Raw genomic sequence first — 22,037 nt, 5'->3', positions numbered from 1 at the left:
TGGCAATAACCGCCCCATCTTTCTCTTTCGCAATATCCCGCTCTATCCTGTCTCTTATCGTCTGCCCCGTTGACCTCGTCACAAGGTCATTCGATCCGTTTTTAAGCTCTTCTTTGAGGAGGGTATAAAGTTTATATTCAGGCATTTTCTAATCTTCTTCCTTACGATATAGGTTTGACATCCCACAGAATGGACAAAACTCTATTTCTGGCTCTGTTGCCTTCTCTGTGTCTTTAATTACTTCTATTCGGCTTATACCTTCACAATGTATGCATTTATAAACTTCCATAAAATCTCCTTCTTTAAGGGTTCCCGTTAGTGCTCAAATCGGTTCTATATCCAATGAATTGAGCCAGTCTATGACTTCCTGTCTCATTCTCTCATCCTTAAACGCAAACCATCTCTCCTGTTCTTCAGGGTAATCAGATAGAACATTTTTGAATCGCCTGAAGGCGCCCTTGCCATCGAGGGCAATATTGAGCTTCTCTTTGAGATGAATGTCTTTCACAGTCTCGGCAAACTCAACCATAAGATCATAAGCCTCATATGATGGTTTTTTTGGTATTTCTTCATATCTTCCAGCTTCATCGGAGCAGATACTTTTTGCTGTTTCAATCAAATCCTTCTCCCATTCCGGCAGGTTTTCAAGTGCCTCTTCGTCATCTTCTTCGACTGCCCGCATCAACTCATCAGGGATACTCACAATTTGTCCGGTTTCAGTATCAAAGAGAATCGTGCTTCCAAAATCATCCCGCCTATCAATCTCCATCGCAATCTCATCAAGGTCAACCTTTAGCTTTTTCATGGTATACCTCATCTTCATACACTTCACATTTCAACTTCTGTTCGCATTCAGGACAAAAACCATCACATCCATCATCCACCCAGGAAAAGCCAGGTTCTATAAAGATTTTGTAAAATTGGTCAGGGTCTTTGTGGTATTCCTCAAATTTATCTACCGTTTCCTTGAAATTATATTTTTTAGATTTCATATCTTTTCCTCACAAATTCAGATGTATCTAAAATCGTTGTCACGGTATTATCAAAATCTGCATATTCATAATCTTTTAACACTTCTTCTATATCAGCGAGAAAAAGAGGGTCATTGCCTGCCTCAATGATAGCTTTTCTGATTTGTTCCTTTATTATTGTCTCGTTATCAATCATATTCAACAGAATCAATTGAATCATAAATTAATTAATTTGTCAAGTGATTTTTTAAGAAACGGTTCTACGTTCAAGGTTCAAAGTTTTGATAAAGACTCGTTTTTTAACTTTGAACATAGAACATTGAACCTTGAACAAAAATGTACTATTTACCTCTCTGGCAGCATTATATTGATCTGGGAACCGGGGAAGAAGGTCATTTTTTGCTCTTTCTCTTTCCCCCATGCCCATTCCGGTATAACTGAAAGTTTTGCTTTGCCTGAGCGGATGGAAAGTTTGCCATTCCACTGGTCCACAAAACGTCTTACGGCAGCAAGACCGTGCCCTCTTCCTTCATCGGTGTATCTGGATGCCCTGTGAAAAAGGGCTTTTTCGAGGGCATCAAGGTCGTTTTTCAATGAAAACCGTTCTGATAAGGATTGCTTGAAACCTATACCAATATCCATTACGGCAATCTTTACAACATTTTTGTTTAGATTCTGGAAATGGTATTTTTGAATACCCACAAATCCTTTGCTATTACTATGCTCTATCACATTCTGACATACTTCAGAAAGTGCAACAACAAACCCGCTTATTGTTTTTTCATCATAGTGGAGGTGCCTTTCAAGAATCGAATGGGCACGCTCTTTAACCTTACCAACTATGAAATGTATATCGTCAGATTTTTCAATTGGCGTAATCTCAAGCAGTACATCCGAATATGCACTTCTGCGGTATTTCTTTGATATATGCGGCTTTGAAGGCTCAAGCATAAAATATTTACTGGCAAATTTGAAGAAATTCATCCTTTCGAGATACCGCAGGACTTCTTCTGATTCGGGGAGAAGCATCGTTTTTTGAAACTCATCTGTCCTTAGAAGTTCTCCCACCTCAAGAAGGCCAACCATCCCGTAAGGGTCAATGAAAGTTACACCTTGAAGATCAATAGCCGATGAGTTTTGAAATATATCTAAAAACTGCTCAAAAGTATCTTCCGTTAATTGAAGCATATCTGTCTCATTTTAGGTATTACCATTTCAAATGTCAAACCAATGTCATCGATAGGTTAAGGATTATGAAAACTTCTTCCAATCACACATCAAACCTACTATAATTATCACTATGGATGACTTCCTTTCCCTCCTTGAAAATTGCGAGCTGTGCCCGAGAAGATGCAGGGTAAACAGGCTTAAGGGCAAAGAAGGATTCTGTGGCATTGCTGATGAGATTATTATTGCTCACTTTGGGGCACACTTTGGTGAAGAACCGCCCATCTCAGGCACAAAAGGTTCGGGGAATATATTCTTTGCTTCCTGCAACCTGCGATGTGTTTACTGCCAGAACTACCAGATAAGCCATAAAAAGGTCGGGAAGCAGGTCTCAATTCAGGAACTCGTTGAGATATTCTTCCACCTTGAGAGAGAGGGCTGTCATAATATCAATCTCGTCAGTCCTACGCCATATATACCCCTTATTGCAGCTTCGATTGTGGAGGCAAAAAAGAACGGCATCAATATCCCCTTTGTATATAACACGAATGCTTACGTGAATGTACAATCCCTTAAAATTCTTGATGGTTTAATAGACATCTATCTCCCTGATTTCAAGTACTGGAATCCACAAGTTGCAAAAAGGCTCTCAGACACAGAGAATTATCCTGAGTACGCCCAATTATCCATATTTGAAATGAAAAATCAGGTAGGGGATTTGTATATAGAAGACGGGATAGCATTAAGGGGTATCCTCGTGAGACATCTTGTTCTCCCGAGCAATCTTGCTGGCTCTAAGCGCGTTTTGGCATGGATCAAAAACGCCCTCGGGAGTAGCACCTTTATTAGCCTTATGTCCCAGTATTACCCCTTGCATGAAGCCTCCATGTATCCCATGCTCAACAGAAAAATCACCCAGGAAGAGTATGATGGGCTCATAGATTTTTTAACAGAAAATGGTTTTGAAAATGTATTTATTCAGGAACTGGAAAGCGCACCACTTTATGTGCCGGACTTTGAAATGGCAGAACCATTTAGAAAAGGGTATAGGGGTTAGAGGATAGGGTTTAATGGTTAAGTCTATACCCTGAACCCTACACCCCTACACCCTAAAATAAAGGAGGATTAAAAATGGAAATAAAAACAATAAAGATTGATATCCCTGAAGGTTTGAATATCATCATCGGGCAGTCACATTTTGTAAAGTCCATTGAGGACCTATATGAAATCCTTCTTGGTTCCTCCCCTTCCCTCAAGTTTGGGGTTGCCTTCTCTGAAGCAAGCGGACCCTGTCTTACAAGATATGAAGGGAATGATGAGGCATTGATGAAGTTGGCCGCCGAAACCTCCTTTTCCCTCTCCTGTGGTCACACCTTTGTCATTTTTTTGAAAGACGGGTTTCCGATAAATGTCCTGAATGCACTAAAAAATTGCCAGGAGGTATGTCATATCATCTGCGCAACAGCAAATCCTCTTCAGGTCATAGTTGCAGAGACAGAGGAGGGTAATGGTATCCTTGGTGTGATTGACGGGGTAAAACCAAAGGGCATAGAAAAGGAAGAGGACAAAAAGGCAAGAAAGGAATTGCTCCGCAGATTCAGATATAAACTGTAATGAACCAGTGAATAGTGTTCAGTGAATGGGTGAATAGTGTTAAATTCTCCTAAACTATTCACTAACTACTATTCACTATCCACTGTATTTACTGTTGACTGTTAAGCCTTATAAATGTTAATTTTCATCTAAATGGATGAATTCTATAGAATATCAAGATTACCACCATACGGGCTGGGTATAGTAAGAGACCTTTTAATTGAGGCCAGGAGAAGGGGAGAAGATATTATTGACCTCGGTATGGGTAATCCAGATATCCCCACCCCAAAGTATATAGTCTCCAAGCTTATAGAGGCTGTCAGAAATCCAAGAAATCACAGGTATTCTGTTACACGTGGGATTCATAAATTGAGGGTTGCAATTTCAAACTGGTATAAAAGGAAATATGATGTTGATGTCGATCCTGAAACCGAGGTTGTTGTGACAATGGGTGTCAAGGAAGGGATAGGACACCTTGTCCTCGCAACGATAAGCCATGGGGAAGTAGTCTTTGTCCCTGACCCCGGGTACCCAATACATACCTATTCTGTTGTTATAGCAGGGGGAGACCTCAGGACCATACCACTTTTGCCAAAAGATGAGTTTTTCGAAAGACTGAGCATTGCGATAAAAACTACATGGCCCCAGCCAAAGATGCTGATTATCAGCTTTCCAAATAATCCTACAACAGAAGTTGTAGGAATTGATTTTTTTGAAAAGATCGTCTCCTTCGCTCAGGAACACGGTTTAATGGTGATTCATGATCTGGCATATGCAGATTTAGTTTTCGATGGTTATATAGCCCCGAGTTTCTTACAGGTAAAAGGGGCAAAAGATATAGGCGTGGAGTTTTTCTCCCTTTCCAAGAGTTACAGCATGCCAGGATGGAGGGTCGGATTTGCAGTTGGGAATAAAAAGATGATTGCGGCACTCACCAGGATCAAGAGTTATTTTGACTACGGCGTATTCCAGCCCATTCAGATTGCTTCCATTATCGCCTTAAATGATGGCGATGCCGATGTGCTTGAGATTACCGAAATATACAGGGGAAGAAGAAATGCACTGTGCGAAGGGCTTTACAGATATGGATGGAAAGTAGAAAAACCAAAGGCAACAATGTTTGTCTGGGCAAAAATCCCTGATGAGTTTGTGTCAATGGGTGCAGTAGAGTTTTCAAAACTTCTATTACAGGAGGCAAAGGTGGCTACATCACCGGGAACAGGATTTGGAGAGTATGGTGAAGGCTATATTAGATTTGCACTTGTAGAAAACGAGCATAGAATCAAACAGGCAGCGAAGGGTATTAAAAATATTTTTTATTCTTCAAAAAAACAATGATAGGCGTTGGAATTATAGGTTTAGGCACTGTAGGCATCGGTACATATAAAATCCTTAAAGAACACAATTCCCTCATAAAACAGAGGACAGGTATTGATGTCAGGGTTGTAAGGATTGCAGATATTGACCTTAAGAGGGATAGAGGGATAAAACTAAAAAGGGGCATTCTTACAAAGGATGCTTACGAACTCATAGAAGATAAAAATGTAGACATTGTTGTTGAGCTCATTGGAGGCATAAAACCCGCCTACGATTATATTGTTCAGGCTATAAAGAAAAAGAAATGGGTAGTAACTGCAAATAAGGCCCTCCTTGCAGAAAAATGGGATGAGGTTTTTAAGCTTGTGGAGAAAGAGAATTGTGAAATAGGGTTTGAGGCATCGGTTTGTGGTGGTATACCGGTGATAAGGGTAATAAGGGATGGTCTTATTGGAAATAGAATACACTATATCCTCGGTATCCTTAATGGCACAAGCAATTATATCCTTACAAAGATGACAGATGAAGGTATATCGTTTAATGATGCACTGAATGATGCCAAGCGGCTGGGCTTTGCAGAACAAGACCCAACACTGGATATAGAAGGTATAGATGCAGCTCATAAACTATGCATACTGATACGTTTAGCCTTTCATTGTCCTATAAGCATGAAAGATATAGTAACAGGGGGGATATCGAAAATAGAACAGGTAGATATAGGTTTCGCCAAGGAATTTGGATATAAAATCAAGCTCCTTGCAGTAGCAAAGGAAGAAAAAGGCATGATAGAGGCAAGGGTTGGACCCGCAATGATACCTATAACCCATCCGATGAGTAATGTGAATGGCGTATACAACGCTACTTATGTGGTGGGAGACAGGATTGGCCCCAACCTCTATTATGGAAGGGGAGCAGGCAGTGACCCTACAGGCAGCGCAGTGGTGAGTGACATAGTGGATATGGCGCTCAGGATTAAGGTTAAGGCTCCACGGATAAAGATTCCTGTATACATAGGTGAGAAAAGGGTAAGAGGGGGCGAAGAATCTTCTGTCCCCTACTACATGAGATTTGCTGCACAGGATAGACCAGGTGTGCTGTCAAAAATTTCAGGTATATTGGCAAACTACAAGATCAGCATCTCCGCAGTTACCCAGAAAGGCAGAAAAGAAAACGGCTATGTGCCAATAGTAATGCTCACCCACGAGGCAATCGAGAAAAACCTAAAAAAAGCAAAGTCGGAGATAGACAGGCTACCATTTATAAGGGGTGGGAGTGTATATATAAGGATTGAGGAAGGAAATCTGTGAGGAAATTAAAGGGTCCAAGGGGCATAGTCAAGAGACTCCTATGGGGGTCAGTCAGATGAAGTATGTGGTAATCATTGGAGACGGTATGGCGGATTTTCCTTTAAATGAACTTCACGGCAAAACACCGCTCATGGTTGCAAAAAAACCTTACATGGATATGATGGCAAAAGAAGGGTTTTGTGGAAAAGTGGTGACGATACCGGAAGGCCTTCCTCCTGGAAGCGATGTCGCCGGTATATCCATATTTGGTTATGATCCGTCAAAATATTATACAGGAAGGGCACCTCTTGAAGCCTACAGCATGGGCATTGAAATGGACGAGAATGATGTAGCCTTCAGATGTAATCTCGTAAATCTTCAAGTTCTACCTGATAAAGTTATCATGGAAGATTTTAGCGGAGGACATATAACCACAGAAGAAGCCAGTATTATTATAGAAGATTTAAATAAGGCATTGGGAAGCGATGAATTCCACTTTTTTACCGGTGTGGGTTACAGGCACATAATGTTATGGAAGGAAGGTATATATGAGATGAGATCAACACCCCCCCATAATATTATGGAAAAAGAGATTTCACCTTACCTTCCAGCGGGTAAAGGAGCGGACGAGATTTTATCGTTGATGAGAAATTCTCAACGGGTCTTATCTGACCATCCTGTAAACAGGAAGAGAATTATGATGGGGAAACTCCCTGCGAACAGTATATGGTTATGGGGACAGGGGAAAAGATCGTATTTTCCATTATTTGCAGAGAAGCATAACATGAAAGGGGCAACAGTTGCTGCTGTGGATCTGGTAAAGGGCATAAGTAGTCTTATAGGGTTTGATACGCCTTATGTTGAAGGTGCTACAGGTTATTTAGATACAGACTACACAGCAAAATCTAAAAAGGCACTTGAACTCTTACTGGACCATGATATTGTGTATATTCATATTGAGGCGCCCGATGAAGCTTCTCACAATGGCAATGTTAAAGAAAAGATAAAGGCTATTGAGAGTATTGATAGCAAAATTGTGGGCGCAATCTTTGAAAGTATGAAAGAAGATATAAGATTTTTGATTGTTACAGACCATGCAACCCCTATATCGATGAGAACACACTATGCATGCCCGGTCCCCTTTGCAATATTTGATAAAATGAACAAAAAAAATGGATGCCAATCAGGATACGATGAGCGTGCAGGCGATAAGATTTTTGACGGTGAAGGGTTGATTGAGTTTTTCATAAGGGGACAATAACAATGAGACAAAAGTTCATATTTGTGACCGGCGGCGTTGTTTCTTCCCTTGGCAAGGGCCTTGCTTCAGCATCAATCGGTGCACTCCTTGAGTCGAGAGGCCTTACCGTGGCATTATCAAAGCTTGACCCCTATATCAATGTTGATCCAGGCACAATGAACCCCTTTCAACACGGGGAGGTATTTGTCACCGACGATGGGGCAGAAACAGACCTGGATTTAGGTCACTACGAAAGATTCACACATGTTGTTGGCTCAAAAAAAAGCAATTTTACTACGGGCCAGGTATACGACACCGTTATATCAAGGGAGAGGAAAGGCGAATACTTAGGGGGCACTGTTCAGGTTATACCGCACATCACCGATGAGATAAAGAGAAGGATTTTGAGTGTTGACGATGGAATCGATGTGAAGATCGTGGAAATTGGAGGAACAGTCGGTGATATTGAAAGCCTTCCTTTTCTTGAAGCGATAAGGCAATTAAGGAATGAATTAGGGAAAGAAAATACGTTGTTCATCCATCTCACACTTGTCCCCTTCATCAGGACAGCCGATGAAATGAAAACAAAACCAACCCAGCATAGTGTGAAGGAGTTAAGGGAGATTGGAATTCAGCCAGATATTCTCCTCTGCAGAACAGAAAAGTTTTTGTCTCAAGAACTGAAAAATAAAATAGCACTTTTCTGTAATGTGGAGAAAGATGCAGTGATAACTGCGAAGGATGTAGATGTAATATACGAAGTGCCACTCTTATTCCACAATGAAGGGTTAGATGAAAAAATCACAAAATTACTCAATATATGGTCGAGAAAACCAGCCCTCTCAAAATGGGAAAGCATTGTTGATGTGATAAAAAACCCTAAAAAACAGGTAGAAATAGCCGTTGTAGGCAAATATGTGAGGCTGAAGGATTCATACAAAAGTCTCAATGAAGCCCTTGTTCACGGAGGTATCGCAAACAATTGTAAGGTAAATATAAGGTATGTAGACTCAGAAGAGTTAGAAAAGGGGGCAATTTCGCAATTTGATGGTATAGATGGAATACTTGTGCCTGGTGGTTTTGGAGATAGAGGGATAGAGGGCAAGATTAATGCGATACAGCATGCAAGGGAAAATAAGATCCCCTTTTTTGGTTTATGCCTCGGTATGCAACTTGCTGTTGTTGAAATGGGAAGACACCTAACAGAACTTCAAGGGGCACATAGTACAGAATTTGACGAAAACACACCCTGTCCAGTCATATACCTTATTGAAGAATGGGTAGACAGGGAAAATAAGACTCAGAAAAGGGATAAATTTTCAGACAAAGGGGGCACAATGAGGCTTGGTGCTTATCCCTGTAAACTAAAACAGGGAAGCCTTGCCCATAAAGCATACAATCAGGATTTGATTCACGAGAGACACAGACACAGATATGAATTCAATGTGGCTTATCGTGGAGAGTTGGAGCAGTGTGGAATGAACATCACAGGTATTTCTCCTGATGGAACATTTGTTGAGATCATTGAATTCAAAGACCATCCGTGGTTTCTGGCATGCCAATTCCATCCAGAGTTTAAATCAAAACCTTTCAGCCCGCATCCCCTTTTCAGAGAATTCATCAAAGCATCTTTAAAACAGAGGCAAGAAAGACAAAAATGCAAAAAAAGGTGAAGGTAGGAAACATAAAGATTGGAGGGAAACCTTTCGTATTTATTGGTGGCCCTTGTGTTATTGAGGGAAGGGATATAACCCTAAGGATAGCCGAAAAACTCTCAAAATTGACTGGTGCCCTCAATATACCTTTTATATTCAAATCATCCTATGATAAAGCAAACAGAACATCCATAAACAGTTATAGAGGGCAAGGCATGGAAGAAGGGTTGAGGATACTCTCCGAAGTAAAAAAGGATGTGGGGGTTTTGGTATTAACTGACATACACTCAGCAGAGGAGGCGGGTATTGCCTCAAAAATAGTGGATGTATTACAGGTTCCGGCACTATTATCAAGGCAGACCGATATACTTGTGGCGTGTGGAAAGACGGGTAAACCCGTTAATATCAAAAAAGGGCAGTTTTTATCCCCCTATGAAATAAAACACGCCATAGACAAGGTTTTATCTACTGGAAATTCTAAGATCCTCATTACAGAGAGGGGAACATGCTTTGGGTATAATAATCTTGTGAACGATTTCAGGGCTATACCGATTATGAGGGGTTTTGGATATCCCGTGATCTTTGATGCTACCCATAGTGTTCAAAAACCCGGGGCGATGATTAATCGCTCTGGTGGAGAAAGAGAATTTATTTTCCCCTTGGCCAAGGCTGCTATTGCTATAGGGGTAGATGGGGTTTTCATGGAAGTACATGAAGACCCGTCAAAGGCTTTGTGCGATGGCGAAAACTCTATTTCCCTCGATGAGCTGCCACGTCTTTTAAAGACACTAAAAACGATAGAGGAAGCACTATGAATAATAAGCCGGGGGTCAGGGATATAGGAAGGGAAGTCCTGAAAAAGGAGGCAGAAGCGATCCTTGATGTAATGAAGGGTCTTGATGATAATTTTGACAGGGTGGTTGATATAATACATGGATGTTTGGGCCGGGTTGTACTGATGGGGATAGGCAAATCCGGACTCGTATGCAAGAAAATAGCGTCTACCCTTTCAAGCGTAGGTACCCCTGCTCTCTTTTTACACCCTGCTGACTCACTTCACGGCGACCTTGGTATGCTTCAAAAGGGTGATGTGCTTGTTGTTGTGAGCAATAGTGGCGAAACAGAAGAGATAATAACAATACTTCCCTGGATAAAGCGAATGGACATAATAACCATTGTCATCACCGGAAATACAAGATCAACAATCGCAAACTACGGGGATATAGTCCTCAATGTGAAGGTAGATGAAGCATGCCCCTACAATATGATTCCCACATCAAGTACTACCGCTACGCTTGCACTCGGTGATGCAATTGCTGTTGCCCTTATGGAGAAAAGAAATTTTAAAATAGAGGATTTTGCATCTCTCCATCCAGGCGGAACAATAGGAAGGAAATTGCTCTTAAGGGTAGAGGACCTGATGCATACAGGGGATGCCTTACCAAGGGTGCAAAAGGACGTATCCATGAAACATGCCATTCTTGAAATCACCTCAAAAAGATTGGGTGTGACGGGTGTGTTCAATAAAAAGGAAGAGCTTATAGGGGTGATAACCGATGGCGACCTGAGGAGAGCGATTGAAAAATATGACAACTTGTTGATAAAAAAGGCCAAGGATGTGATGACTGTCAATCCAAAAGTAATAAGAAAAGATGCCCTTGCCGTCTATGCATTAAAAAAGATGGAAGAATTTTCTATAACATCGCTTTTTGTTACAGAGAGAGAAGGACAAAGGTATCCTGTAGGCATTATTCATATCCATGACCTTTTGAAGGCAAAGATTGTATGAGGATGGATGAAAAACCGAGGGATTGTTGTTTATATTGCATCAGGATTTATAATATCAAGCCTTTTACTGGCTCTATACTTTTTTCTCAAGAAGCCTGAGAAAATAATCTTCCCCATATTAGAAGAAGCGAAAAGTGTAATTGTTTTTAAAGACGTGAAGTATTCTGGAGAAAAGAAGGGGGTTACAGATTGGGAAATAAAGGCAAAAATTGCGAGAAAATTTATCGATAAACCTGTAGTGTTAATGGAGGATCTTGAAGGAAAATACAAGCCAAAGGAGGGTGCTACAGTATTTTTTAAAGGTACAAAAGGCACTATGAACACTGACGAGGAAAAGGGTGTTGTTGAAGACGTGGATATTATCTATAACGAGTACAGGCTCAAAAGCAGATTCATGGATTTTGATTTCAAGAAAGGTATTACCTCCACAAGCGCTCCGGTGGACATAAAGGGTAGTAAGTTGACCTTAAGGGGTATAGGACTCACTGCTAATACAAATGAAGAAATTGTGAGAATTGGAAAGGATGTAGCGGGTTTTATAGAAACTGACAAGGGGAGGTACAAGTTTGAATCCGATAAGTTTGTATACCTTTTAAAAGAAAATCGATACATTTTAGAAGGCAAGGTTATAATGAAGGGTGAAGATATGAACCTCCTTTGTGACAAACTTTACATCTTTAGCAAGGGGAATGATATGGAAAGAGTAGATGCCATGGGCAAGGTGAGATTGATTTCAAAGGGGACTATTGCGAAAAGTGAAAAGGCGGTATATCATTTTAAGGATGACAAGATAGTGTTTACAGAGTCACCAAAGATTTTCAAGGATAATGTTGAGATGGAGGGCGAACCAATTATATATAACCTGTCCAACAGAAAGTTTTCGATAGACAAGCCAAAAATGAGGTTGGAAAAATAATGACAGAACATTCAAAACTTTTTACCGAGAGTTTATCCAAATCTTACAATGCCAGGAAGGTAGTTGATGAGATTAACTTACATGTAAATACAGGCGAGATAGTTGGACTATTTGGACCGAATGGTGCAGGTAAAACAACTACTTTCTATATGATTATAGGCTTTATCAAGCCAGACAACGGGAAGATATTGCTTGGTTCTGAGGATATTACTGCCCTCCCGATGTTTATGAGGGCAAGAAAGGGCATTACCTATCTCCCACAAGAACCTTCCGTTTTCAAAAAGATGAGTGTTGAGGATAATCTCAAGTCGATCCTCGAGTTTAACGACATGGACAGAGAAATGATGGGGCACAGGGTCCTGGAGCTCCTTGAGGCATTCAAGCTGGAACAGCTATCTCAAAATAGTGCAGATTCGCTCTCCGGAGGTGAGAGAAGAAGATTGGAAATAGCAAGGGCTTTAATGATTGCCCCCCGGTTTATGCTCTTAGATGAACCATTTTCTGGTATAGATCCTATATCTGTTTCTGACTTGAAAAAGATAATACATGGACTTAAAAAGAGAGGGATCGGTATACTTCTTTCGGACCACAACGTGAGAGATTCCTTACCTATATGTGACAGGGCTTATGTAATAAACAACGGCAGGGTTCTCCTTGAAGGAACCCCTGAGGGGGTGGCAAAGGATAAGATAGTGAGAGAGGTGTACTTAGGAGAGGAATTTTACATCGATGTTGGAACTTAAGCAAACTCAAAAGCTTTCACTTGTACTCACCCAGCAACTCCAGCAGGCAATAAAACTTTTACAGCTATCGCAATTGGAATTAATTGAGGCTATTGAACAGGAATTAAAGGAAAACCCTATATTAGAAGAGGCAGAAGAGAAGGGAACTGGAGAAGAACCGGCAGAGGAAAAGGAAACTACAGAAGAACCTGTAGAAGAAAAGGATGAGGTGGAAGAATGGCTGGAGAGATTCTCTCCCTCCGAGGAATTTGGAGGCAGAGAGGAAAAGGAGTATCCAGATTATGAAAATGTAGCAAAAAAGACAAATAATCTGAGAGATTACATAAGGTGGCAGGTAGGTCTTGCAGACTTTGACTCAAACGACAGGATTGTCGCAGAATGGATAATAGAAAATATAGATGACAACGGGTACTTAGCCTACCCAATTTCAGAGATTTCAAGGGTATCGGACATTACTGCAGAGTCTTTAGAAGCTGTCCTTAAAAAAATCCAGAAACTGGATCCACCAGGAGTTGGTGCTCGAGACCTAAAAGAGTGTATCCTTATTCAATATGAAATGAGAGGGGAAAAGGACCCGATCTTCGAGCAAATAATTACTTCACACCTTGAGCTTTTTCAAAAAAATAATTTAAAAGAAATTGCAAAAAAAACAGGATACCCACTGGAGAAAATAAAAGAGGTTTTTGTAAAAATAAAGGGTTTTGATCCAAAACCAGGGAAAAACTATGGAGATGAATATACCTCCTATGTAGTCCCTGATGTTTATGTGGTGAAGAAAGATGACGGATTCGAAGTGTTTTTAAACGATGAAGAAATCCCTGAACTCAGGATGAATAGATATTATATTGAGCTTTATACAGGTAAAAGCGTAAACCTGGACACAAAAAGATATATTAAGAATAAGATCAAACAGGCAGAATGGTTTATAAAAAGCATACGACAGAGGCAGCGAACATTATATCTAACTTCAAAGAGCTTAGTACAATGTCAGCTTGAATTCTTCGAGAAAGGCATAAAGTTTTTAAAACCCCTTATACTCAAAGATGTTGCACAAGACATAGGCGTTCATGAGTCCACCATAAGCCGTGTAACCACAAATAAGTATATGAGTACCCCACACGGCATTTTTGAAATGAAGTTCTTTTTCCCCACAGGAATCAGCAAAGAAGATGGAAATTCCCTTTCCACAAATGTCGTAATGAACCTCATAACAGAGATCATAGAGGGTGAAGACAAAAGGAACCCTGTGACAGACGACGAGATTGTTCCCTTGTTGAAAGAGAAACAGAATATAAAAATTGCACGGAGAACAATAGCAAAATACAGAGAGTTACTTAACATAAGCTCCTCAAGAGAGAGAAAAGCGCTGGATTGAATTGGTTTGACATAGAGCCTGATATCTGTTAACTTTGTATCAGGGGTTGGGTATCTACCAACCTTATTTTTATGAGCGGAGGCATCATGGATATCACGATAAGTTTCAGACATATAGATCCAGATGAGAATATAAAAAGCTATGTAGAAGAAAAGATCACGAGATTACAGAGATATGTGGAAATGCCACTTGATGTCCATGTAGTGCTTTCACTCGAAAGAAAATACAGGCATAGAGTAGATGTAATTTGTACTTTAAACGGTGTAGTGATAAATGCCCACGAAGTAATGGATGACATGCATGCAGCCATTGATAAAATCCTTGACAAGCTTGAAAGGAGATTAACGAGATACAGGGACAAGCTAAAAAAATATAGGGAAGGAAAACCAAAACGTACTTCCTCTATCGGGGAGGAGGGGAGTTCAAAAATTATTATAACAAAAACCATAGATGCAAAACCCATGGACCCTGAAGAGGCTATCATGCAACTTGAAGCTTCAGGAGATAGTTTTATAATATTTCGTGACAGGGAAAGGGATAATGTATGTGTGATCTACAGAAGGAAGGATGGCAATTTTAGTTTAATTGAAACAGTAGGAAAGGCACCATGAGGATAGAAGAGATATTAAAAGAGTCATGTGTTGTTGCTGATATAAAAGGTAAAACAAAAGGGGAGACCCTTTTTGAGCTTGTTGATGTATTAAAAAAGGCAAATCTGATTCACAACATTGAAAAGGCGGTTAATGTGATCTTAGAGCGAGAAAAGCTTGGGAGTACAGGCATTGGTGATGGAGTTGCCATACCCCATGGAAAGATGAAGGGTATACATAACATTGTATGTGCCTTTGGAAGGTCAAAAGACGGCGTGGATTTTGATGCAGTGGACCGAAAGCCTGTACATATCTTTTTCTTACTCCTTGCGCCTGAGGATTCAGCAAGTCTGCATCTCAAAATGTTATCCCGAATCTCAAAGATCTTAAGAGACCCATCTTTTAGAAAAAGGCTCATCGACCTTACAGATGCCCATGATATATACACGAATGTCGTGGAAGAGGATAGAAGACTTTAATGCAAATAATAACCACGTCAAGTAATTTCGAATTTCGAATTGCCCCGCTTCCAGCGGGGTTGAAGCTTTCGAATTTCGGAACTTCAATATTCGCAATTCACAATTCACAATTCACAATTCAAAGATGAAGGGGATAACAGTAAAAGAACTTAAAGATAATAAAGTATACGGATTAGAATTAGAAGCCATTTCTGGTTTGAAGGGTCTTTCAAGAAAAATATATAATCCAAGGATACAAAAGCTTGGGCTTGTAATTACAGGTCATATGGTTTACCTCCATCCCCACAGGGTCCAGATCCTCGGAAACAATGAGATTACCTACCTGAGGTCCCAGCCAGAGGCAGAAAGTAAAAGAATAATAAAGGAACTTTGCAGGCATGATGTAGTCTGCTTTATTGTAACACGAAACCTTAAAGTGCCGGACTATTTTCTCATTGAGACAGAAGAAAAGGGTATACCGATGCTCCGAACTAAACTCATTACCTCTGTCTTTATTGAAAGGATTACAAAGCTTCTCGAGGAAGAACTCGCACCATCTACTACCGTACACGGGGTGCTGATGGATATTATGGGATTGGGGGTATTGATAATAGGCAGACCCGGTATCGGTAAAAGTGAGAATGCCCTTGAACTGATTATGCGTGGCCACAGACTTGTTGTTGACGATGTGGTACATGTGAAAAAGATGGGGGCTATTGATCTGTACGGGGAATCCCCCGAGATGATAAAAAACTTGTTGGAAATAAGAGGGATAGGCATTGTTGATATAGGATATCTCTTTGGAGTTTCTGCTGTGAGTGATAAAAAGAAGATAGACCTTGTTGTAGAACTTATGGATTGGGATGACAAGTTAGAGTACGAAAGGGTTGGTTTAAAAGAAGAAAGGTACAGACTCCTCGGCATTGATTTACCGCTGGTGCAGGTTCCAATAAGCTCGGGGAAAAATGTATCTGCAATAATAGAACTTGCATGCAGGAACTACATTTTAAAAAAACAGGGCATATATACAGCAAAAAATCTGGAAGAAAGAATGTTGAAATCTATGGAAGGTAAATCGAATATATGAAGGCAATGATCTTGAGCGGCATTTCTGGTTCTGGAAAGACAACTTTTCTGAGGGCCCTTGAAGACGCCGGCTATTTCTGTGTAGATAATTTCCCTCTCATATTACTGCAGAAGTTTTTAGAATTATGTAAACTGACAGGCGACAAGATAATGAGGTGTGCCTTTGTTGTTGATGTCAGAGAAAGGGAGTTTTTTGATGAAGGGAAGGAAATATTAAAAAACATAAAAGATAAATATGGAGCAGAGCTGATATTTCTTGAAAGCCCTGATGATATATTACTCAAAAGATTTCGAGAAACAAGGAGGTCCCATCCATTATATAATGCCTCCAACATCAAGGATGCGCTCAAGGAAGAGAGAGAACTTGTAAAATGGATTAGAAACATCGCAGATAAAATAATTGATACTTCACAGTTTACCCCACATGAACTAAGGCGTTTTGTGTTGAATACATACAGCCAGGATGAGAAAAGAATGAAGATAAACCTTATGTCTTTTGGATACGCCTATGGAATACCCCTGGAAGCAGATATGGTTTTAGATGTGAGGTTTTTACCCAACCCCTTTTTCATCGAAGAATTGAAAGAAAAAACAGGTCTTTCCGATGAGGTAAAGGAATATATAAAATCCAATGAGGTTTATAAAGGATATTTTCATCTGCTCTTAGATTTTTTGGTCTACCTTATACCCCTATACGAAAAAGAGGGTAAGAGTTATCTTACAATATGCTTTGGGTGTACTGGAGGAAAACACAGATCGGTATCTATTGTGAGCGAACTTGCAGGACAGTTTTCGATGATGAATTATAATGTGTCCACGCTTCACAGGGATATTGACAGGTAGGGAGGGGAAGATGACAGGAATAATTGTTATAGCTCATTTTAATCTTGCAAGGGAGATGGTAGCAGCTACCGAATTGATTGTGGGTAAACAAAAACAATTTGAATATGTGGATATATTTCCAGATGAGGATGTAGATAAGCTTAAAAATAAGGTTGTTCATGCATTAAAGGGTGTAAATTCAGGAGATGGGGTTCTTATTTTGACGGATATGTTTGGGGGTACCCCTTCGAATATCAGCCTCTCTTTCTTAGAGGAAGGGGGGGTTGAGGTGGTAACAGGGGTAAACCTCCCCATGTTAATAAAGCTTACTACATACAGAGAGGGGAAATCCCTGGATGAACTTGCCAATTTTATTACCCAATACGGTCAGAAAAACATTTATCTTGCAACAGATGTACTAAAGACAAGGAAAAAGGAATAAAAGCATATGGTTGAAGGGATATTTACTATCAGGAACAGACTGGGTCTTCATGCAAGAGCTGCTGCAACATTTGTAAAAAAGGCAAACGAGTTTAAGGCTGATGTCTGGATGGAGAAGGACGGAACAAGGGTGAACGGGAAAAGCATAATGGGCATCCTGATGCTCGCATGCCCTCTCGGCAGTAAAGTCATGCTAAAGGTAGACGGTCATGATGAAAATGATGCATTTAATGAACTCGGAAAATTGATTGAGGATGGGTTCCAGGAAGAATGAACGAAGAAACCTTTGTAAATAGAGTTCTTAAAGGTACTGGTGTTTCATCCGGGATAACGACCGGTAGGGTCTATCTGCTGGAGAGGGGCAAGATCCCTATAAACAAACGGTCAATAAAGGAAGAACAGATAGAAAAGGATGTCCTCAAATTTCGACATGCCATAAGGACTGCCATAGAGGAATTAAACATTATCAAAGAAACCATACTGGACGATGAAATCAAAAGACATGCCTTTATAATAGATACCCACATGCTCATGCTCCAGGATGATTTTTTTATCAACGCTGTAATCGATACAATAAAAGAAGAGAAAATTAATGTGGAGTGGGCACTTGATATCGTTGTCTCAAAATTTTTAGCGAGTTTTGACAAGGTAGAAGACCCTTACTTAAGAGAAAGGGGTCAGGACATTAAGTATATATACGAAAGGCTCATAAGGATATTGGTCAAAGGGAAAAGGTCAGACATAAGTAGCAAGGGCATGAAGGAGAAGGCGATCATAGTTGCCCACGATTTGTCCCCTGCAGACACCATCCAGTTAAATCTCAACAAAATATCGGGGTTTGCAACTGATATGGGTGGAAGAACATCCCATACCTCTATCGTCGCAAGGGCACTTGAGATTCCAGCGGTTGTGGGTACAGGCAACATCACAAGCCTGATCAAGAACAACGACAAAATAATCATAGACGGTGATGAAGGGGTTGTTATCATAAACCCCACTCAGGAGGTTCAAAAAGATTATATTGCAAAACAGCAACACTTGAGGAGCCAAAAAAGGGAATTTTTGAGGATAGCAAAATTAAAACCAGAGACCAGGGATGGCTTCAAGCTTAAAGTCGGGGCAAATATAGAGCTCCTTGCCGAGATTGACATTGTAGAGAGATATGGCGCCCTTGGAATAGGTCTTTACAGGACAGAGTATATTTACCTGTCAAAAAAGACCCTGCCTACAGAGATGGACCATTATCATATATACAGAAAACTCGCAGAAAACAAATTATTAGAATATATCACAATAAGGACTTTAGATATAGGCGGGGACAAATTTGTATCTGATATTGAGGTGCCAAAAGAGATGAATCCGGCCATGGGTTTAAGGGCTATAAGGTTATGTATAAAAGAGATGGGGTTATTCAAATCACAACTTATGGGGATTTTAAGGGCAAGTGCTTATGGGCCTCTAAGGGTACTATTCCCCATGGTTTCAGGCATAGATGAGGTGAGAAAAGCAAAGGCAGTGCTAAAAGAGTGCATGGAAGAATTAAGCCACAAGAAGGTTGCATACAACAAAGATATAAAAGTTGGTATTATGATAGAGGTGCCCTCCACATGTATGATAAGTGACCTGCTCGCCCAGGAAGTGGATTTCTTTAGCATCGGGACTAATGACCTGATACAATATACCCTCGCAATTGATAGGGTCAATGAGTATGTTTCTTACTTATACGAACCATTACACCCGGCAGTACTCAGGATGATAAAGGGGACGGTTATGAATGCCCATGCAAATAAAATTGAAGTTGCGTTATGTGGAGAAATGGCGGGTGAACCACTTTACGTTCCAATACTCTTAGGATTGGATCTTGATGAATTGAGCATGAACCCCTATTCTATACCGAGGGTAAAAAAGGTTATACGAGGGCTTGAGCATAGTTATTGTAAGGAGCTGCTGGAGGAGGTATTGAGAACAGATTCGGCAAAGGAAGGGGAGTACATACTGAGAAATGAGATGGCGAGGTTATTTCCAGGAGATTTTATAAAAAGTTATGAAGAATAGGTTTCAAGCGGCTGAATCCTTGAACCCTTTTAATAAACCAAGGAGGTAGAGGAATGGGAATGAGTAGATTTCTTTTTACATCAGAATCTGTCGCAGAAGGGCATCCGGATAAGGTTGCAGACCAGATTTCAGATGCAATACTTGATGCGATCATTGAACAGGATAAGAGGTGCAGGGTAGCATGCGAAACACTTGTCACAACAGGGCTTGTTTTTGTTGGTGGCGAGATAACAACTGATTGTTATGTTCACATTCCCGGGATCGTGAGGGATACAGTGAAGGAGATTGGATATAACAACTCATCCATGGGTTTTGATTGGGAAACCTGCGCTGTAATAACATCCATAGATGAACAATCCCAGGATATAGCATTGGGTGTGAATGAATCCGAGAGCCATGAACAGGGTGCAGGCGACCAGGGTTTAATGGTCGGTTTTGCGTGCAATGAAACTGCCGAATTTATGCCAATGACCATTGCATTTGCCCATAAGCTTGTGAAAAGACTGTCCGAGGTGAGGAAACAGAATATCCTTAACTTCTTGAGACCTGACGGAAAGAGCCAGGTAACAGTCGAGTACATAGACGGGACGCCCCAGCGGGTCGATGCTGTCGTAATCGCTGCCCAGCATAACCCTGATGTCACATACAATACCTTAAGAGAAGGTATCATTGAAGAGGTGATTAAAAAGGTGATACCCCTGGAGATGATGGATGACAATACAAAGATATACATAAACTCGACCGGCAGGTTTGTTGTAGGAGGACCCAAAGCGGATTGCGGTATGACAGGGAGAAAGATTATTGTTGATACCTATGGTGGTCAGGCAAGACACGGGGGTGGCGCCTTCTCCGGTAAAGACCCTTCTAAAGTAGACAGGAGTTCTTCTTACATGGCCCGATATATTGCAAAAAACCTTGTTGCTGCCGGTCTTGCCGACAAGCTTGAATTGCAGATAGCCTATACAATAGGGGTTGCGAAGCCGGTTTCTGTGATGATCAACAGCCATGGAACCTCCAGGATAAGTCCGGATAGGATAGCAGAAATTGTGAATGAATTGTTCGATCTGAGACCGAGAAAGATTATTGAGAGACTCGACCTCTTGAGGCCCATATTCAAAAAAACAGCTTTCTGCGGCCATTTTGGAAGGAACGAACCGGAATTCACCTGGGAAAAGCTCGATATGGTGGAAGAAATCAGAAGGAAAGCAGGCATTTAATGTAGCCACTATCTTTCAGCTATAAGCTATCAGCGAAAATAGAAAAGACAGATATTCCTACAATTCTTTTGCTGAAAGCTGATTGCTGACTGCTAAAAGCTTATTACGGAGGACAGTATGGATTATGATGTAAAGGACCTGAGTTTAGCAGATCAGGGCTATGAAAAGATCGAATGGGCAGAACGAAGGATGCCTGTACTGAGAAAAATAAGGGAGAGGTTTAAAAAAGAAAAACCTCTTAAAGGCGTAAGGATTTCATGCTGTCTCCATGTTACCACAGAGACAGCGAACCTCGTGAGAACCCTGAAAGAAGGCGGGGCGGGGGTTGCACTGTGTGCATCAAATCCGTTAAGCACACAGGATGACGTTGCAGCTGCTATCGTAAAGCATTTAGAAATCCCGACTTTCTCGATAAAGGGAGAAAATGATAACCAGTATTACACACACATCATGAAGGCCCTTGCCTTTATGCCGAACATCACAATGGATGATGGTGCGGACCTGGTCGGCGCCTTGCATATGATTGCCCTTAAAAGGTATGAAGCCTTGCACGGAACGATAAAGCGCTGGTTAAAGACCCTCAATGAAAAAAAGAAAAAGGAGCTTGTGAGGGGCATAATCGGTGGGTCCGAGGAGACAACCACAGGCGTTATAAGGCTAAAGAGTATGGAGAAGGAGGGTGTGCTATGCTTTCCAATCATAGCGGTAAACGATGCACTCTCAAAACACATGTTTGACAACAGGTATGGAACAGGCCAGAGCACGATCGATGGGATTCTCAGGGCAACAAATGTACTTTTTGCAGGCGCAACATTTGTGCTATCGGGTTATGGGTGGTGCGGTAAGGGGGTTGCAATGAGGGCAAAAGGACTTGGTGCCCATGTGATTGTTACAGAAGTCGATCCTTTAAGGGCACTGGAGGCACACATGGATGGCTTTGAGGTGATGGACATGGGCCATGCCGCCCCAATCGGTGATATCTTCATCACCACTACCGGTGATATACATGTCCTCAGGGCAGAGCATTTCAAGAAGATGAAGGACGGGGCAATCATTGGCAACTCAGGACATTTCAACGTAGAGATTGATATAGGCGCCCTCGAATCGATGAAGAAGAAGAAAAAAAGAATAAGGGAATTCATCGATGAGTATACCCTTTCAAACGGGAAAAAGATTTTTCTTTTAGGAGAAGGGAGACTCGTAAATCTTGCGTGTGCTGAAGGCCATCCTTCTGATGTAATGGATATGAGTTTTGCCAACCAGGCACTCTGTTCAGAATATATGTGGAAAAACGGGAAGCAGCTAAAAAAGAAGGTC

24 protein-coding genes are annotated in these 22,037 nt (G+C 40.9%); 20 read left to right on the top strand and 4 right to left on the bottom strand.

The window, feature by feature from the left end; translation table 11 throughout:
* Nucleotides 1-322 precede the first annotated feature (322 nt).
* From NTU69_02750 to NTU69_02735, 4 genes are all read right to left on the bottom strand, one after another.
* Complete coding sequence (locus NTU69_02750) at nt 323-805, bottom strand: UPF0158 family protein (protein MCX5802449.1); 483 nt, start codon at nt 803-805, stop codon at nt 323-325.
* Entirely contained in the window at nt 786-992 is a 207-nt protein-coding gene (locus NTU69_02745) for a hypothetical protein (GenBank protein MCX5802448.1), read from the bottom strand. The genes NTU69_02750 and NTU69_02745 overlap by 20 nt, the downstream gene beginning before the upstream one ends.
* Complete coding sequence (locus NTU69_02740; protein MCX5802447.1) at nt 982-1,191, bottom strand: hypothetical protein; 210 nt, start codon at nt 1,189-1,191, stop codon at nt 982-984. Before NTU69_02740 ends, NTU69_02745 begins: the two co-directional genes overlap by 11 nt.
* Nucleotides 1,192-1,316: 125 nt before the next feature.
* Nucleotides 1,317-2,159 carry an ATP-binding protein gene (locus NTU69_02735; protein ID MCX5802446.1) on the bottom strand — a complete coding sequence of 281 codons (843 nt, stop codon included), beginning with the start codon at nt 2,157-2,159 and terminating at the stop codon, nt 1,317-1,319.
* 112 nt (nt 2,160-2,271) lie between these two features.
* Here NTU69_02735 and NTU69_02730 point away from each other — a divergent pair, with 112 nt between their 5' ends.
* The 20 genes from NTU69_02730 to ahcY all read left to right on the top strand — a co-directional run.
* The gene (locus tag NTU69_02730) at nt 2,272-3,195 is read left to right on the top strand and encodes a radical SAM protein (protein MCX5802445.1); all 924 of its coding nucleotides are present in this window, start codon (nt 2,272-2,274) and stop codon (nt 3,193-3,195) included.
* A 74-nt stretch (nt 3,196-3,269) separates the two neighbouring features.
* Nucleotides 3,270-3,752, top strand: coding sequence for an adenosine-specific kinase (locus tag NTU69_02725; protein ID MCX5802444.1), 483 nt, complete (start codon nt 3,270-3,272; stop codon nt 3,750-3,752).
* A gap of 132 nt (nt 3,753-3,884) precedes the next feature.
* Entirely contained in the window at nt 3,885-5,069 is a 1,185-nt protein-coding gene (locus NTU69_02720; protein ID MCX5802443.1) for an aminotransferase class I/II-fold pyridoxal phosphate-dependent enzyme, read from the top strand.
* The gene (locus NTU69_02715) at nt 5,066-6,355 is read left to right on the top strand and encodes a homoserine dehydrogenase (protein ID MCX5802442.1); all 1,290 of its coding nucleotides are present in this window, start codon (nt 5,066-5,068) and stop codon (nt 6,353-6,355) included. Before NTU69_02720 ends, NTU69_02715 begins: the two co-directional genes overlap by 4 nt.
* Nucleotides 6,356-6,410: 55 nt before the next feature.
* Nucleotides 6,411-7,595: a cofactor-independent phosphoglycerate mutase gene (locus NTU69_02710; GenBank protein MCX5802441.1), complete on the top strand. Its 1,185-nt coding sequence runs from the start codon at nt 6,411-6,413 to the stop codon at nt 7,593-7,595.
* A 2-nt stretch (nt 7,596-7,597) separates the two neighbouring features.
* Nucleotides 7,598-9,247, top strand: a complete 1,650-nt coding sequence (locus NTU69_02705; GenBank protein ID MCX5802440.1) for a CTP synthase — start codon at nt 7,598-7,600, stop codon at nt 9,245-9,247.
* The gene (kdsA, locus tag NTU69_02700) at nt 9,232-10,044 is read left to right on the top strand and encodes a 3-deoxy-8-phosphooctulonate synthase (protein ID MCX5802439.1); all 813 of its coding nucleotides are present in this window, start codon (nt 9,232-9,234) and stop codon (nt 10,042-10,044) included. Before NTU69_02705 ends, kdsA begins: the two co-directional genes overlap by 16 nt.
* Nucleotides 10,041-11,018 (top strand): KpsF/GutQ family sugar-phosphate isomerase, encoded by a 978-nt coding sequence (locus NTU69_02695; GenBank protein ID MCX5802438.1) that lies wholly within the window; start codon nt 10,041-10,043, stop codon nt 11,016-11,018. The genes kdsA and NTU69_02695 overlap by 4 nt, the downstream gene beginning before the upstream one ends.
* A gap of 6 nt (nt 11,019-11,024) precedes the next feature.
* Entirely contained in the window at nt 11,025-11,933 is a 909-nt protein-coding gene (gene lptC / locus NTU69_02690) for an LPS export ABC transporter periplasmic protein LptC (protein MCX5802437.1), read from the top strand.
* Nucleotides 11,933-12,676 carry an LPS export ABC transporter ATP-binding protein gene (lptB, locus tag NTU69_02685; GenBank protein ID MCX5802436.1) on the top strand — a complete coding sequence of 248 codons (744 nt, stop codon included), beginning with the start codon at nt 11,933-11,935 and terminating at the stop codon, nt 12,674-12,676. Before lptC ends, lptB begins: the two co-directional genes overlap by 1 nt.
* Complete coding sequence (rpoN, locus tag NTU69_02680) at nt 12,663-14,051, top strand: RNA polymerase factor sigma-54 (protein ID MCX5802435.1); 1,389 nt, start codon at nt 12,663-12,665, stop codon at nt 14,049-14,051. Before lptB ends, rpoN begins: the two co-directional genes overlap by 14 nt.
* Before the next feature lie 86 nt (nt 14,052-14,137).
* On the top strand, nt 14,138-14,662 hold the full coding sequence (gene raiA / locus NTU69_02675) for a ribosome-associated translation inhibitor RaiA (protein ID MCX5802434.1): 525 nt from the start codon (nt 14,138-14,140) through the stop codon (nt 14,660-14,662).
* Nucleotides 14,659-15,120 (top strand): PTS sugar transporter subunit IIA, encoded by a 462-nt coding sequence (locus NTU69_02670; GenBank protein ID MCX5802433.1) that lies wholly within the window; start codon nt 14,659-14,661, stop codon nt 15,118-15,120. The genes raiA and NTU69_02670 overlap by 4 nt, the downstream gene beginning before the upstream one ends.
* A 124-nt stretch (nt 15,121-15,244) precedes the next feature.
* Nucleotides 15,245-16,186: an HPr(Ser) kinase/phosphatase gene (gene hprK / locus NTU69_02665; GenBank protein MCX5802432.1), complete on the top strand. Its 942-nt coding sequence runs from the start codon at nt 15,245-15,247 to the stop codon at nt 16,184-16,186.
* The gene (gene rapZ / locus NTU69_02660; GenBank protein MCX5802431.1) at nt 16,183-17,028 is read left to right on the top strand and encodes an RNase adapter RapZ; all 846 of its coding nucleotides are present in this window, start codon (nt 16,183-16,185) and stop codon (nt 17,026-17,028) included. Before hprK ends, rapZ begins: the two co-directional genes overlap by 4 nt.
* 10 nt (nt 17,029-17,038) lie before the next feature.
* A complete protein-coding gene (locus NTU69_02655) occupies nt 17,039-17,449 on the top strand; it encodes a PTS sugar transporter subunit IIA (GenBank protein MCX5802430.1) in 411 nt (136 codons plus the stop codon).
* Between the two features lie 6 nt (nt 17,450-17,455).
* Nucleotides 17,456-17,722 (top strand): HPr family phosphocarrier protein, encoded by a 267-nt coding sequence (locus NTU69_02650; protein MCX5802429.1) that lies wholly within the window; start codon nt 17,456-17,458, stop codon nt 17,720-17,722.
* Entirely contained in the window at nt 17,719-19,503 is a 1,785-nt protein-coding gene (gene ptsP, locus NTU69_02645; protein MCX5802428.1) for a phosphoenolpyruvate--protein phosphotransferase, read from the top strand. Before NTU69_02650 ends, ptsP begins: the two co-directional genes overlap by 4 nt.
* Nucleotides 19,504-19,556: 53 nt before the next feature.
* Complete coding sequence (gene metK, locus NTU69_02640; GenBank protein MCX5802427.1) at nt 19,557-20,720, top strand: methionine adenosyltransferase; 1,164 nt, start codon at nt 19,557-19,559, stop codon at nt 20,718-20,720.
* A 117-nt stretch (nt 20,721-20,837) separates the two neighbouring features.
* A partial coding sequence (gene ahcY, locus NTU69_02635; protein ID MCX5802426.1) for an adenosylhomocysteinase occupies nt 20,838-22,037 on the top strand: 1,200 nt, incomplete at its 3' end.

It is taken from the genome of Pseudomonadota bacterium (assembly GCA_026388215.1).
Classification (GTDB): Bacteria; Desulfobacterota; Syntrophorhabdia; order Syntrophorhabdales; family Syntrophorhabdaceae; genus JAPLKF01.
This window is presented reverse-complemented; position numbering and strand designations above follow the sequence as displayed.

What these genes read in the sequence shown, in the direction of transcription:
- NTU69_02750 (MCX5802449.1), bottom strand. Translation starts at nt 805, where the DNA reads ATGAAAAAGCTAAAGGTTGACCTTGATGAGATTGCGATGGAGATTGAT.
- NTU69_02745 (MCX5802448.1), bottom strand. Translation starts at nt 992, where the DNA reads ATGAAATCTAAAAAATATAATTTCAAGGAAACGGTAGATAAATTTGAG.
- NTU69_02740 (MCX5802447.1), bottom strand. Translation starts at nt 1,191, where the DNA reads ATGATTCAATTGATTCTGTTGAATATGATTGATAACGAGACAATAATA.
- NTU69_02735 (MCX5802446.1), bottom strand. Translation starts at nt 2,159, where the DNA reads ATGCTTCAATTAACGGAAGATACTTTTGAGCAGTTTTTAGATATATTT.
- NTU69_02730 (MCX5802445.1), top strand. Translation starts at nt 2,272, where the DNA reads ATGGATGACTTCCTTTCCCTCCTTGAAAATTGCGAGCTGTGCCCGAGA.
- NTU69_02725 (MCX5802444.1), top strand. Translation starts at nt 3,270, where the DNA reads ATGGAAATAAAAACAATAAAGATTGATATCCCTGAAGGTTTGAATATC.
- NTU69_02720 (MCX5802443.1), top strand. Translation starts at nt 3,885, where the DNA reads ATGGATGAATTCTATAGAATATCAAGATTACCACCATACGGGCTGGGT.
- NTU69_02715 (MCX5802442.1), top strand. Translation starts at nt 5,066, where the DNA reads ATGATAGGCGTTGGAATTATAGGTTTAGGCACTGTAGGCATCGGTACA.
- NTU69_02710 (MCX5802441.1), top strand. Translation starts at nt 6,411, where the DNA reads ATGAAGTATGTGGTAATCATTGGAGACGGTATGGCGGATTTTCCTTTA.
- NTU69_02705 (MCX5802440.1), top strand. Translation starts at nt 7,598, where the DNA reads ATGAGACAAAAGTTCATATTTGTGACCGGCGGCGTTGTTTCTTCCCTT.
- kdsA (MCX5802439.1), top strand. Translation starts at nt 9,232, where the DNA reads ATGCAAAAAAAGGTGAAGGTAGGAAACATAAAGATTGGAGGGAAACCT.
- NTU69_02695 (MCX5802438.1), top strand. Translation starts at nt 10,041, where the DNA reads ATGAATAATAAGCCGGGGGTCAGGGATATAGGAAGGGAAGTCCTGAAA.
- lptC (MCX5802437.1), top strand. Translation starts at nt 11,025, where the DNA reads ATGAAAAACCGAGGGATTGTTGTTTATATTGCATCAGGATTTATAATA.
- lptB (MCX5802436.1), top strand. Translation starts at nt 11,933, where the DNA reads ATGACAGAACATTCAAAACTTTTTACCGAGAGTTTATCCAAATCTTAC.
- rpoN (MCX5802435.1), top strand. Translation starts at nt 12,663, where the DNA reads ATGTTGGAACTTAAGCAAACTCAAAAGCTTTCACTTGTACTCACCCAG.
- raiA (MCX5802434.1), top strand. Translation starts at nt 14,138, where the DNA reads ATGGATATCACGATAAGTTTCAGACATATAGATCCAGATGAGAATATA.
- NTU69_02670 (MCX5802433.1), top strand. Translation starts at nt 14,659, where the DNA reads ATGAGGATAGAAGAGATATTAAAAGAGTCATGTGTTGTTGCTGATATA.
- hprK (MCX5802432.1), top strand. Translation starts at nt 15,245, where the DNA reads ATGAAGGGGATAACAGTAAAAGAACTTAAAGATAATAAAGTATACGGA.
- rapZ (MCX5802431.1), top strand. Translation starts at nt 16,183, where the DNA reads ATGAAGGCAATGATCTTGAGCGGCATTTCTGGTTCTGGAAAGACAACT.
- NTU69_02655 (MCX5802430.1), top strand. Translation starts at nt 17,039, where the DNA reads ATGACAGGAATAATTGTTATAGCTCATTTTAATCTTGCAAGGGAGATG.
- NTU69_02650 (MCX5802429.1), top strand. Translation starts at nt 17,456, where the DNA reads ATGGTTGAAGGGATATTTACTATCAGGAACAGACTGGGTCTTCATGCA.
- ptsP (MCX5802428.1), top strand. Translation starts at nt 17,719, where the DNA reads ATGAACGAAGAAACCTTTGTAAATAGAGTTCTTAAAGGTACTGGTGTT.
- metK (MCX5802427.1), top strand. Translation starts at nt 19,557, where the DNA reads ATGGGAATGAGTAGATTTCTTTTTACATCAGAATCTGTCGCAGAAGGG.